A 12,967-nucleotide genomic window follows, 5' to 3' on the forward strand; every position below is an offset into this window, starting at 1 on the left:
TTTTGTGTCTCCTGATATTGTCTTATTTCTTTAATTCTACCAAATTTTCATTAATTCGGCGATAAATTGTAGTCAAGTCAAGCAAAGTTTCTTCAACAGCTGGTGTGAGTTGGTCTGCTGTCATACGCCATGACCAGTTTCCACCAAGAGTAGATGGGTAGTTCATGCGAGCCGCCTCATCTAGTTCTAGCAAGTCTTGCATGGTTGCAATAGCCATGAAGCTCACTGATGAAAATACTGTACGAAGCATTGCGTGCGGCACTGTTTCATACTCTTTACGGTTGGTGTAACGCGCCATGTACTCACGAGTTGGATCATCGATCTCATTACGGTACCAACCAAGAACTGTATTGTTATCGTGTGTTCCTGTGTACATAACAGAGTTGGCAGGTGCCAAGTGTGGGCTATCGATACTTTCGTCTTCTGGGTTGAAGGCAAATTGAAGAATCTTCATTCCTGGGAAGCCTGTGCGTTCACGCAACTCGATGACTTCATCTGTCATGAAACCAAGGTCTTCCGCGATGATGTTTAGCTCACCAAGTTCTTCCTTAACGGCTGCGAAGAGTTTGTAGCCTGGACCTTTCACCCATTTACCAGGTGCTGCTGTATCGGAACCAGCAGGAATCTCCCAGTAAGATTCGAAACCGCGGAAGTGGTCGATACGAACGATATCGTAGATTTTGAAGCTTTCGCGCAAGCGTTCAATCCACCATTTGTAACCGTCTTTGTCCATTGCTTCCCAGTCATAGATTGGGTTCCCCCAAAGCTGACCAGTGGCAGAAAACTCATCTGGTGGACATCCTGCGATGCAAGTTGCTTTACCAGTGGCATCTGTCTTGAAGAGATGTGGATTTGCCCACATGTCGCTTGAATCTTCCGCAACATAGATTGGCATGTCTCCAACGATTTCGATGTGGTTGTCGTTAGCGTAGGCTTTCAATTTCAACCATTGTTGGAAGAAGAAGTATTGAGTCACACGGTGGTAAACCAACTTGTCTGCCAATTTCTCACGGTAGCTTTCAAGTGCTGAAGCTTTACGAGCACGAGCATCTGCATCTGGCCATTCTGTCCAAGCAAGATTGTCAAAATGCTCTTTGATAGCCATATATTCTGCGAAGAGTTCGAGCCATGATTGGTTGTCTTGAGCAAACTTCTCAAAATCTTTGACATCACCCACTTCCAAGAAGCGTTTCACTGCTTTTTCTAAAAGTGGACGACGTGCGTAATAAATTTTCGCATAGTCAACTTCAGATGCATCGCTACCAAAGTCAACACCTTTAAGGTCACTGGCTTCGAGCAAGCCCTGCTCTACCAAGATATCAAGGTCGATAAAATGCGTATTCCCAGCAAAGGCTGAGAATGATTGGTATGGAGAATCTCCATAGCTTGTTGTCCCAAGAGGGAGGATTTGCCAGTAACGTTGCTTCGTACGAACCAAGAAATCAACGAAATCATAGGCAGTCTGCCCAAATGATCCAATCCCGTATGCTCCTGGCAGAGAAGAGATGTGCATCAACACACCACTTTGACGTTTTTTCATAATAGCACCTCATGTGTTTGTTATAAAACGTTGCGCAATTAAGGCGCAAACGTTTGCGTTAAGTTAAGTATAGCGTATTTTAAAGACAAATGCAAGCGTTTTTAAAAATTTTTTTGAATTATTTTTATCTAACTAAAACTTATTCCCACTGATATTTTACGAAATAAGCGAAAAAAATTTTAAAGATTTTCTGATTTAAGATAATTCATTCCCAATATCTGCTCTATTTTCTGAAAAACTGAGCCGAATTTACGCAATCGTTTTCCTAATATATTTTCAATTCAAAAAAACAAACATTTTAAGTTCTTTCCTATATATAGGCTTTAACAAATGTTTGAAACCTTAAAATTTTTTTAAAAAACTTTTTAAAAAAGCTTGCAACCGTTTTCTATTTGTGCTATACTAGGCTCATAAAAGAAAACGTTTGCGTTTTCTAAATAAATTATACTGTTATTCTTTAGGAGGAATACACTATGTCATCTAAATTCATGAAGAGCGCTGCTGTGCTCGGAACTGCTACTCTCGCTAGCTTGCTCTTGGTAGCTTGCGGAAGCAAATCTGCTGACAAAGCTGCTGATACTAGCTCTTCAGAAGCAAAAGAACTTACTTTCTACGTTGAAGACCAATATAAAGCCTTCGCTGAATCTGCTGCAAAAGCTTACGAAAAAGAATCTGGCGTAAAAGTTACTATCAAAACAGGAGACCAAATGGGTGGTCTTGATAACCTTTCACTTGACAACCAATCTGGTAAAGCCCCTGATGTTATGATGGCTCCATACGACCGTGTAGGTAGCCTTGGTACTGACGGACAACTTTCAGAAGTAACTCTTAGCGATGGTGCGAAAACAGACGATAAAACAAAATCACTTGTAACTGTTGGTGGTAAAGTCTATGGTGCTCCAGCTGTCATCGAATCACTCGTTTTGTACTATAACAAAGATTTGCTTAAAGAAGCTCCTAAAACATTTGCTGATTTGGAAAACCTTGCTAAAGATAGCAAATATGCTTTCGCCGGTGAAGATGGCAAAACTACTGCCTTCCTAGCTGACTGGACAAACTTCTACTACGCATACGGACTCCTTGCTGGTAATGGTGGTTATGTATTTGGCCAAAATGGTAAAGATCCTAAAGACATCGGTCTTGCAAACGACGGAGCAATCAAAGGTATCGAATATGCTAAATCTTGGTACGAAAAATGGCCTAAAGGTATGCAAGATACTGAAGGAGCTCCAAACTTAATCCAAACTCAATTCCAAGAAGGTAAAACTGCTGCTATCATCGATGGTCCTTGGAAAGCTCAAGCATTCAAAGATGCTAAAGTAAACTACGGTGTTGCGACTATCCCAACTCTTCCAAACGGTAAAAACTATGAAACATTTGGTGGTGGTAAAGCTTGGGTTATCCCAGCAAGCACTAAGAACCTTGAAGGCGCTCAAAAATTTGTAGACTTCCTAGTTTCAACTGAACAACAAAAAGCGTTCTACGATGTAACAAACGAAATCCCAGCTAATACTGAAGCTCGTACTTATGCTGAAGGCAAAAAAGATGAGTTGACCACAGCCGTGATTGAACAGTTCAAGAATGCTCAACCAATGCCAAACATCTCTCAAATGTCAGCTGTTTGGGACCCAGCTAAAACAATGCTCTTTGAAGCTGTAAGTGGTACGAAAGATGCGAAAACAGCTGCTAACGATGCTGTAACATTGATTAAGGACACAATCAAACAAAAATTTGGTGAATAATTGATTTGTTCAAGGGGGGTGGAAGCAAAATCCCCCTTTGAATTTATAGATACGCCTATTATTATACGTACGTATCTTACGATTGAATCCGAGTTTTATCTCGCATCCTATGAAAGGAGTAATCATGGAAAAACAACAGCCTCGCAAAGCAGCCTTGCTGTCAATCATTCCTGGTTTAGGACAAATTTATAACAAACAAAAAGCGAAAGGATTTATTTTCCTTGGTGTTACTGTCTTATTTGTTCTGTATTTTCTAACACTTGCAACCCCTGAATTGAGCAATTTGGTCACTCTTGGTGACAAACCTGGTCGTGACAATTCACTTTTCATGCTGATTCGTGGTGCTTTTCACTCTATCTTTGTTGTCGTTTACTTGCTCTTTTATATCTTTAATATCAAGGACGCACATACGACTGCTAAACGTATCAACAACGGTATTCCTGTAGCTCGTACCTTCAAGGATATGATTAAAGGTATTTATGAGAATGGATTCCCATACCTTTTGATTATCCCATCGTATGTAGCGATGACATTTGCGATTATCTTTCCGGTTATCGTAACCTTGATGATTGCCTTTACCAACTATGACTTCCAACACTTGCCACCAAACAAATTATTGGACTGGGTTGGTTTGACAAACTTCACAAATATCTGGAGCTTGAGTACCTTCCGTTCAGCCTTTGGTTCCGTTCTTTCTTGGACCATTATTTGGGCCTTGGCTGCTTCTACCTTGCAGATTGTCATTGGTATCTTTACAGCAATCGTTGCCAATCAACCATTTATCAAAGGAAAACGTATCTTTGGTGTTATTTTCCTTCTTCCTTGGGCAGTTCCAGCCTTCATCACTATCTTGACATTCTCAAATATGTTTAATGATAGTGTCGGTGCTATCAACACCCAAGTCTTGCCTCTTTTGTCTAAGGTTCTTCCTTTCCTAGATGGAGCTCTTATCCCTTGGAAAACAGACCCAACTTGGACTAAGATTGCCTTGATTATGATGCAAGGTTGGCTAGGATTCCCATACATTTACGTTTTGACCTTGGGTATCTTGCAGTCTATTCCTAACGACCTCTACGAAGCGGCTTACATCGATGGTGCCAATGCTTGGCAAAAATTCCGCAACATCACTTTCCCAATGATTTTGGCTGTTGCAGCTCCAACATTGATCAGCCAATACACCTTCAACTTTAACAACTTCTCTATCATGTATCTCTTTAATGGTGGAGGTCCTGGTACTGTCGGAGGCGGAGCCGGTTCAACTGATATCTTGATTTCATGGATTTACCGTTTGACAACAGGTACATCTCCTCAATACTCCATGGCGGCAGCTGTTACCTTGATTATCTCAATTATTGTCATCTCTATCTCTATGATCGCATTCAAGAAACTACACGCATTTGATATGGAGGACGTCTAAGATGAATAACTCAATCAAACTCAAACGTAGACTGACTCAAACCCTCACTTACCTCTACTTGATAGGCCTATCAATTGTCATTATCTATCCACTTTTGATCACCATCATGTCCGCCTTCAAAGCAGGTAACGTCGCAGCCTTTAAACTAGATACTAACATCGACTTCAATTTTAATAACTTTAAAGGGCTCTTCACCGAAACCTTGTACGGTACTTGGTACCTTAATACTTTGATTATTGCCTTTATCACAATGGCTGTTCAAACAAGTATCATCGTCCTTGCTGGTTATGCTTACAGCCGTTACAACTTCTTGGCTCGTAAGCAAAGTTTGGTCTTCTTCTTAATCATCCAAATGGTACCAACCATGGCCGCCTTGACTGCCTTCTTCGTTATGGCACTTATGTTGAACGCCCTTAACCATAGCTGGTTCCTCATCTTCCTCTACGTCGGTGGAGGTATTCCGATGAATGCTTGGCTCATGAAAGGTTACTTTGATACCGTGCCAATGTCTCTTGACGAATCTGCAAAACTAGATGGTGCAGGACACTTCCGTCGCTTCTGGCAAATTGTCCTTCCACTCGTTCGCCCAATGGTAGCTGTACAAGCCCTCTGGGCCTTCATGGGACCTTTCGGGGATTACATCCTCTCTAGTTTCTTACTTCGTGAGAAAGAATACTTTACTGTTGCCGTTGGTCTCCAAACCTTCGTTAGCAATGTGAAAAACATGAAGATCGCCTACTTCTCAGCAGGTGCTATCCTCATCGCCCTTCCAATCTGTATTCTCTTCTTCTTCCTACAAAAGAACTTTGTTTCAGGACTTACAAGTGGTGGCGACAAGGGATAATCTATCCCCGCCACCCTTTTTCATTTTGGATCTTGTTGCTAAAGCTGCAGGATTGGACACAAGGTAGCAAATAGTCGCAAAATCGGCTTTTCAATCAGCAATTTATCTCCTAGACTTGAAATAAAGCACATTTCTCTATATAATAATACTCATATAGAAAACACTTTTAGAAAGATGCCTATGCTTCCATATCCATTCTCGTATTTCTCTAGTATCTGGGGATTTCGTAAACCCCTATCAAAACGTTTCGGCCTCAACTGGTTTCAGCTTCTCTTTACGAGCATTTTCCTCATCAGCTTGTCTATGGTTCCGATTGCCATTCAAAACAGCTCACAGGAAACGTATCCACTGGATACCTTTATCGATAATGTCTACACTCCACTGACAGATGAAGCGATCATGGACTTGTCAGAGAATACACAAATCGTTGATGGAAAGCTGAACTACTCAGGTACGAAGAATCATCAGCCTTCTCTTTTAATTGGTCCAAGCCAAAGCAAGGAATTTCCAAAGGACTTGCAACTTCATTTTGATACGGAAGAACTCGTCATCAGCAAGGAAAGTAAGGAACTGACTCGCATTCGCTACCACGCCATTCAAACGGAGAGTTTCCAGAGTAAGGAAGATCTTACCCAGGCCATTTCTAAAGACTGGTATCAACAAAACCGGGTCTATATCAGTCTCTTTCTCGTTCTTGGTGCAAGCTTTCTCTTTGGATTGAATTTCTTCATTGTCTCTCTTGGAGCTAGTCTTCTTCTTTATATCACAAAAAAATCACGCCTCTTTTCATTTAGGACTTTTAAAGAGTGCTACCATTTTATCTTGAACTGTTTAGGATTACCCACTCTGATTACGCTTATTTTGGGGCTTTTTGGCCAAAATATGGCAACCCTTATCACTGTACAAAACATTCTTTTTGTTCTTTATCTGGTCACCATTTTTTACAAGACACACTTCCGTGATCCAGATTATCATAAATAGGAGATTTTTATGCCCGTTACGATTAAAGACGTGGCCAAGGCAGCAGGTGTCTCACCTTCAACCGTAACCCGCGTTATTCAAAACAAATCAACAATTAGTGATGAAACCAAAAAACGAGTTCGCAAGGCGATGAAGGAGCTCAACTACCACCCCAATCTCAATGCTCGTAGCTTGGTAAGTAGCTATACTCAAGTTATCGGCCTGGTGCTTCCTGACGACTCGGATGCCTTTTACCAAAATCCTTTCTTCCCATCTGTTCTACGAGGGATCGCCCAAGTGGCATCTGAGAACCACTATGCTATCCAGATTGCAACGGGGAAAGATGCAAAAGAGCGGCTCAAAGCTATTTCCCAGATGGTCTATGGTAAGCGTGTAGATGGTTTGATTTTCCTCTATGCCCAAGAAGAGGATCCTTTGGTTAAGCTAGTAGCAGATGAGCAATTTCCTTTCCTTATCTTAGGTAAATCTCTATCTCCCTTCATTCCGCTCGTCGATAATGACAATGTCCAGGCAGGTTTTGATGCAACAGAATATTTCATCAAAAAAGGATGCAAGCGAATTGCCTTCATCGGAGGAACCAAAAAACTTTTCGTAACACAAGATCGTCTAATGGGTTATGAGTTAGCTCTTAAACGATACCAACTTCCTATTGATCCAAATCTGACCTACTTTGCGACCGAATTTCTTGAAGATAATGGTTATCGCTTTAGTAAACTTCTCTTCGAGCATGATCCAAATATTGATGCTATTATTACTATTGATAGCCTTCTTGCTGCAGGGGTCTGTGATTACATCGCAAAACACCAACTGGATGTCCCTGTCCTCAGCTTTGACTCGGTCAACCCTAAACTGAACTTGGCAGCCTATGTGGATATCAATAGCTTAGAACTCGGGCGCGTTTCCTTTGAAACCATTCTCCAGATTATTAACGATGCCAAAAACAATAAACAGATTTGTTACCGCCAGTTGATTGGACACAAAATTATCGAAAAATAAAGACCAGCCTCAAGGCTGGTCTTTTGAGTATTATTAATTGTCTGTTTCTACGAATCGTCCTAGGATGTGGACATTTTCGGATACAGAGACAAAGGCTGTCGGATCGACCTGTTTCATGATGTGTTTAAAATCATTAAACTCTGCTCGCGTGATAACCGTAATCAAGACTGCTTTTCTCTCATGATTATAGGTTCCTTCTGCATCGTGGATCATGGTTGCTCCGCGGTGCAATTTTTTATGGATTTTTGCGATTACCTTGTCAGGATTATTGGTCACAATCATGGCCTGCATGCGTTTTTGCTTTGTAAAGACCGCATCTGTCACACGGCTCGATACAAAAATGGTGATCATAGAGTAGAGGGCGTATTTCCAACCAAAGGTCAGACCTGCTATCAGCATGATGGTTCCATTTACCAAGAAAGAAATACTGCCGACATTCTTACCCGTTTTCTTTCGAATGGTGAGACTGACGATATCTGTACCTCCGCTAGAAATATTGTTACGGAGTGCAAAACCAATCCCCAAGCCCATGACAACACCCCCAAAAAGAGCATTGATGATGGGATCCTCTGTCAAGGTCACAACTGGCACAAGCTGGATAAAGAGGGAACTCATGGATACTGTGATAAAGGTAAAGATTGTAAACTTATGCCCAATCTGATACCAAGCCAAAATCATCAACGGAAAATTGATGGCATAAAAGGTCAGCGATATCGGAATGTAAAAACCAAACCAGTGATGACTCAAGGCAGAGATAATCTGTGCCAGACCCGTCGCGCCACTGGAGTAAACGTGTCCTGGTTGAAAAAAGAAATTGACCGCTACTGCTGACAGAAAGCCATAAACCAGAGAAGCCGAGATTTTCTCATCATATTTTTCCCGAGAGATACTTTGTAAAACTCGTAAGATTTTTATCTGATAAGCAAAGCGGCGCAGATAATAGCGCCACCGCTTAATTTGTTTTGCTTGTTTCATCTTCTTCTACTTGTAAGCTGAGTTCCTCTAGTTGTTTGAGAGTGACTGTTGATGGGGCTTGTGTCATTGGGTCAGTTGCCTTGTTGTTCTTAGGAAAGGCAATGACTTCACGGATATTTTCTTCTCCTGCTAAGAGCATCACAAAACGATCAAGCCCGATAGCCAAACCTCCATGTGGTGGGAAACCATAATCCATAGCTTCCAATAGGAAACCAAACTGGTCATTTGCTTCTTCAGCTGAGAAACCAAGAGCCTTGAACATGCGTTCTTGAAGGTCTTTTTGGTTGATACGAAGGCTACCACCACCAAGCTCATAACCGTTCAAGACAATATCGTAAGCAATGGCACGAACCTTAGCCAAATCACCTTCTAATTCGTGAGCTGTCTCTTCCTGTGGAAGGGTAAATGGATGGTGGGCGCTCATGTAGCGACCTTCTTCTTCAGACCATTCAAACATTGGCCAGTCAACCACCCAAAGGAAGTTGAACTTATCGTTATCAATCAAGCCAAGCTCTTTGGCGATACGGCCACGAAGGGCACCTAGTGTTGCATTGGCTACCTCAAGCGTATCTGCTACAAAGAGAACCAAATCCTTATCTTCAAGACCAAGTGCTGCTGTCAAGTCTGCTTGGATATCAGTCAAGAACTTGGCAACTGGTCCATTTAATTCTCCATCAACCACCTTGACCCAAGCAAGACCTTTAGCACCGTACTGCTTGGCTACTTCGGTCATCTTGTCAATGTCTTTACGTGAGTAGTTGTCCGCTGCGCCTTTGACTACAATGGCTTTAACGACAGGTGCTTCTGAAAAGACTTTGAAATCAACACCTTTGACCACTTCTGTCAGGTCCTGAAGCAACATATCAAAACGGGTATCGGGTTTGTCAGAACCATAAAGAGCCATCGCGTCATCGTACTTCATACGAGGGAATGGAAGTGTTACTTCGATGCCTTTGGTTTCTTTCATCACGCGCGCAATCAAGCCTTCTGTGATATCTTGGATTTCTTGCTCACTAAGGAAAGACGTTTCCAAGTCGACCTGAGTAAACTCAGGCTGACGGTCACCACGCAAGTCCTCGTCACGGAAACATTTGACGATTTGGTAATAGCGGTCGAAACCAGCATTCATCAAGAGCTGTTTGGTAATCTGTGGGCTTTGAGGAAGAGCGTAGAAATGCCCTTTATTGACACGAGATGGTACCAAATAGTCACGCGCCCCTTCTGGCGTTGACTTCGAAAGGAATGGCGTCTCCACATCGATAAATTCCAACTCATCCAAGTAGTTACGGATAGAGTGGGTCACTTTAGCACGAAGTTTAAGATTTTCCAACATCTCTGGACGACGAAGGTCGAGGTAACGGTAACGCAAACGTGTATCGTCATTGGCCTCAATCCCATCTTTAATTTCAAAAGGTGTTGTTTTGGCTGTATTCAGCACAGTAAGAACTGTCACGTTCAACTCAACCGCACCTGTTGGCAACTTATCATTGGCTTGCTCACGCGCAACGACTTGACCAGTCACCTCGATAACAAATTCGCTACGAAGGCTTTCAGCTGTTGCCATAACCTCTGCAGAAACTTTTTCAGGGTTGATAACCAACTGCATGATCCCTTCACGGTCACGAAGGTCGATAAAAATCAAACCACCAAGGTCACGACGACGCCCAACCCATCCTTTCAAGGTAATTTCTTGTCCGATGTGTTCCTCACGAACACGACCAGCATACATACTACGTTTCATGTTTTCTCTCCTCTTTTATTCTGTTACTATTTTACCATAAAAGCGCAGGCTCTTCATGAAAATCAGCAGAAAAGTTTGATTGTCTTTAGAAATCAAAACAAACAGACAAAAAATCCGATGAAAACGTCATCGGATTCTCTGATTATGATTCTTAACCTTTTTTACGCTTTTCAGCAATCTCAGCTGCCTTTTTAGGTAGAACAATCTCCGTTGCATAAGCCGAAGCAAAACGCAAGACACCTGCAATAGGCGCAAAGACAACTGCTAGATAGTTGTAAAAGAAGTCGCCTTTAAAGGCATAGGCAAGTGCCCCGATGATAAAGAAAAGAACGACCGCCTGTATCACTGCTAATAAAATTACTCGTTTCATGTGACCTCCTGACTCTATTATAGCATGAGTATCATCAAAAAGCCGATTAAATTATTCAAAGCGTGTAAAGAAATGCTATAAAGAAGACCTTTTCGACTCACATAAGCCAGACCCAAACTCAATCCCAGACTGGCATAAACTAAAAACTGTTGCAAAGTTCCTGGAAAATGAATCAAGGCAAAAAGCACACTCGATACGAGGAGAAACAGAGCTGTCTGTTTGCTGTTGTTCTGTTTAGGAAAGAGATAGCGCGCTAACATCCCTCTAAAAATGAGTTCTTCTGTCAGAGGAGCAAAGACCACCACCATAAAGAAACCAAAGACAGGCTGAGCCAATGTCAATTGTGATACGATTTGTTGATTGACCGACGGATCATCTGGCAAAAAGAACTGGGCTGTAATCGCCACTAGCAAAACCAGTGTTGGCAACCAGATATAACGATTAAAAGCCGTCGTCTGGATGCTAACTTTTTCTGTCTGATACCACTTGTAAACTCCATAAACATAGGCCCCTGACAGGGCGATATAGAGTGGCAAAACTCCAAAGATTGAAGCCCCTAGTCCAAGAGCTGATAAAGCCATACTCTGAACCAGACCATAGCCAAAGAAAAAGGATACAACAGCTAGAAGAAACCAGCCAAGATTTTTAAGTAATTTCATAAAAGACTCCTATTTGAAATAGCGTTTTACCATAGGTAACTGCATTACATTGATGTAAATATGGATAGTTCCTACGAGCAAGAAAGCTAGTAACTGAATCTCTCCTGTCAATAAAGAAAAGAGATCAATCAGAAAGTAGAGACCTGGCAAAACATACTGATTTAATTGGAATAAAACCCGAAAACTCTGTTCCAAATTAGCCTGACGCTCCCCTTCATCATAAGAATTTATATAGTCCAAAACATCCTTTGGTGTAGAGAAGAATTCCAAATCAAACTGACGAACGATTGCAATTGTTTTATAGAGATATTTTTGAGCACTGAAAACCATCGCTAATGCTAAAAAAGAAAGATATAATGTTAGATAGCTTACATTCAGTACAATTACTTCACTTCCTGAAATGAAGAGAGACAATAAAATCGCTACGCCTGTTATATTAAAAGCGATGGTTCCAAACTCAAGATTACGATACATTTGCACATAATAGGTTTCATTCAGATCATCATCCATTTCCTCTTGATACAAGGAGTGAAACTTTCTACTTTTCTTTAAGAAATTGAAAGTCAAAAGAATGCTAATAAAACCTAACAGTAAACAAATAGCTGATATCCATGGTATCAAGACCTTTACATCTAAAATAGTTCCATGGGATTCTGCACGTGTCTTAAACATCCCTGCAAAACTGCCCAAGAAACCTCCCAAGACAACAGCCGCTAAAAATAACAATCCACGTTTCTTTTTCATATTCATCCTCTTTCTAAACTAAACCAAGCCAACCAACCAGTGACCAAACGCTTTGCCTGATTCAAAAATAGATGTCAATCCCTCTGAACCAAGTGATACTAAAATCAAACAGACAGCAAACAAGAGAATAGCTTGGTTTCTCGCTTTTTTTGCTCCATCTCCCAAGGGTTCATTGCCAAGCCAACCTGCTAGATATGCATAGAGAGTTACTGTTATAATCCCAATCTCTGTCGAAGAGAGAAACAGCAAGACTGTCACCAAACGAACGATATTGGCTTGAATGTTAAAATAATTGCCTAAACCTGCACAAACACCTGCAAGTTCTTTGTGTTCAGTATCTACTTGAAAATCTGCTAAAAACTTTTTCATATTCATTCTCCTTTTTCACTTGCTAGATTTTTGGTTTTCTTTTCAATCCATTCAACTACTGGGATGAGAGCAAAGTAGGCCCAAACAAATTGGTCACTTTGATACGGATTAAACCAGCCTAGGTCCATCCCAATCAGTAGAAACACACTGACTAATAGAGCTATGGCAACTACATAATAGATTACTTTATACTTGTTCATCATTTTTCTCCTTCTTCTTTAACCAATTGAAAATGGACAAGAGGACTAAATTAATCCAAAACAAATACTTACTTTCAACAAAATAAAACCAACCGAATAATGTTCCAATCATAGCGAAAGCATTCACAATAAAGGCAAAAACACTCATATAATAAATCACTTTATACTTGTTCATCACTCGTCCTCCTCCAAGCGAAATACCGATTCGACTGTTTCGTTGAAAATTTGAGATATTTTCAGGGCAATGACAATGGACGGGGTGTACTCATCCCGTTCTAGTAGGCTAATGGTCTGTCTGGAAACCCCTGCTAACTTGGCCAGTTCGGTCTGATTGAGACCATCGCGAGCCCGAAGCTCTTTTAAACGATTTTTAAGCATTCCTTTCTCCT

15 protein-coding genes are annotated in these 12,967 nt (G+C 41.2%); 5 read left to right on the forward strand and 10 right to left on the reverse strand.

All coding sequences use genetic code 11. The annotated features are described in order from the left end of the window. Positions 1-22: 22 nt before the first annotated feature. On the reverse strand, positions 23-1,540 hold the full coding sequence (gene malQ / locus D8801_RS07900; protein WP_125849053.1) for a 4-alpha-glucanotransferase: 1,518 nt from the start codon (positions 1,538-1,540) through the stop codon (positions 23-25). A 473-nt stretch (positions 1,541-2,013) separates the two neighbouring features. Between malQ and D8801_RS07905 the strand changes: the two genes are divergently transcribed. From D8801_RS07905 to D8801_RS07925, 5 genes are all read left to right on the forward strand, one after another. Continuing rightward, the gene (locus tag D8801_RS07905; RefSeq protein WP_084874248.1) at positions 2,014-3,282 is read left to right on the forward strand and encodes an extracellular solute-binding protein; all 1,269 of its coding nucleotides are present in this window, start codon (positions 2,014-2,016) and stop codon (positions 3,280-3,282) included. Positions 3,283-3,406: 124 nt separating this feature from the next. Next, the gene (locus tag D8801_RS07910) at positions 3,407-4,699 is read left to right on the forward strand and encodes a sugar ABC transporter permease (RefSeq protein ID WP_185758513.1); all 1,293 of its coding nucleotides are present in this window, start codon (positions 3,407-3,409) and stop codon (positions 4,697-4,699) included. A gap of 1 nt (position 4,700) precedes the next feature. Continuing rightward, positions 4,701-5,543, forward strand: a complete 843-nt coding sequence (locus D8801_RS07915; protein ID WP_125849057.1) for a sugar ABC transporter permease — start codon at positions 4,701-4,703, stop codon at positions 5,541-5,543. Between the two features lie 180 nt (positions 5,544-5,723). Then, a complete protein-coding gene (locus D8801_RS07920) occupies positions 5,724-6,524 on the forward strand; it encodes a DUF1189 domain-containing protein (RefSeq protein WP_125849059.1) in 801 nt (266 codons plus the stop codon). Between the two features lie 9 nt (positions 6,525-6,533). Next, complete coding sequence (locus D8801_RS07925; RefSeq protein WP_045618053.1) at positions 6,534-7,520, forward strand: LacI family DNA-binding transcriptional regulator; 987 nt, start codon at positions 6,534-6,536, stop codon at positions 7,518-7,520. Between the two features lie 33 nt (positions 7,521-7,553). Here D8801_RS07925 and D8801_RS07930 read toward each other — a convergent pair whose 3' ends face one another. From D8801_RS07930 to D8801_RS07970, 9 genes are all read right to left on the reverse strand, one after another. Further along, a complete protein-coding gene (locus tag D8801_RS07930) occupies positions 7,554-8,495 on the reverse strand; it encodes a YitT family protein (RefSeq protein ID WP_125849061.1) in 942 nt (313 codons plus the stop codon). After that, positions 8,473-10,236 carry an aspartate--tRNA ligase gene (aspS, locus tag D8801_RS07935; protein ID WP_125849063.1) on the reverse strand — a complete coding sequence of 588 codons (1,764 nt, stop codon included), beginning with the start codon at positions 10,234-10,236 and terminating at the stop codon, positions 8,473-8,475. The genes D8801_RS07930 and aspS overlap by 23 nt, the downstream gene beginning before the upstream one ends. A gap of 151 nt (positions 10,237-10,387) precedes the next feature. After that, entirely contained in the window at positions 10,388-10,606 is a 219-nt protein-coding gene (locus tag D8801_RS07940) for a hypothetical protein (protein ID WP_000832176.1), read from the reverse strand. Between the two features lie 17 nt (positions 10,607-10,623). Then, positions 10,624-11,265 carry a CPBP family intramembrane glutamic endopeptidase gene (locus D8801_RS07945; protein WP_084947401.1) on the reverse strand — a complete coding sequence of 214 codons (642 nt, stop codon included), beginning with the start codon at positions 11,263-11,265 and terminating at the stop codon, positions 10,624-10,626. A 9-nt stretch (positions 11,266-11,274) separates the two neighbouring features. Continuing rightward, positions 11,275-12,009 (reverse strand): DUF3169 family protein, encoded by a 735-nt coding sequence (locus D8801_RS07950; RefSeq protein ID WP_162284863.1) that lies wholly within the window; start codon positions 12,007-12,009, stop codon positions 11,275-11,277. Positions 12,010-12,027: 18 nt separating this feature from the next. Then, entirely contained in the window at positions 12,028-12,378 is a 351-nt protein-coding gene (locus D8801_RS07955) for a PspC domain-containing protein (RefSeq protein WP_125849065.1), read from the reverse strand. 2 nt (positions 12,379-12,380) lie between these two features. After that, positions 12,381-12,578, reverse strand: coding sequence for a hypothetical protein (locus D8801_RS07960; protein ID WP_001046133.1), 198 nt, complete (start codon positions 12,576-12,578; stop codon positions 12,381-12,383). Continuing rightward, on the reverse strand, positions 12,565-12,753 hold the full coding sequence (locus tag D8801_RS07965) for a hypothetical protein (protein WP_038804241.1): 189 nt from the start codon (positions 12,751-12,753) through the stop codon (positions 12,565-12,567). The genes D8801_RS07960 and D8801_RS07965 overlap by 14 nt, the downstream gene beginning before the upstream one ends. After that, the gene (locus tag D8801_RS07970; protein WP_084945484.1) at positions 12,753-12,956 is read right to left on the reverse strand and encodes a helix-turn-helix transcriptional regulator; all 204 of its coding nucleotides are present in this window, start codon (positions 12,954-12,956) and stop codon (positions 12,753-12,755) included. The genes D8801_RS07965 and D8801_RS07970 overlap by 1 nt, the downstream gene beginning before the upstream one ends. Positions 12,957-12,967 lie beyond the last annotated feature (11 nt).

Source organism: Streptococcus oralis (assembly GCF_003943415.1).
Lineage (GTDB): Bacteria > Bacillota > Bacilli > Lactobacillales > Streptococcaceae > Streptococcus > Streptococcus oralis_BJ.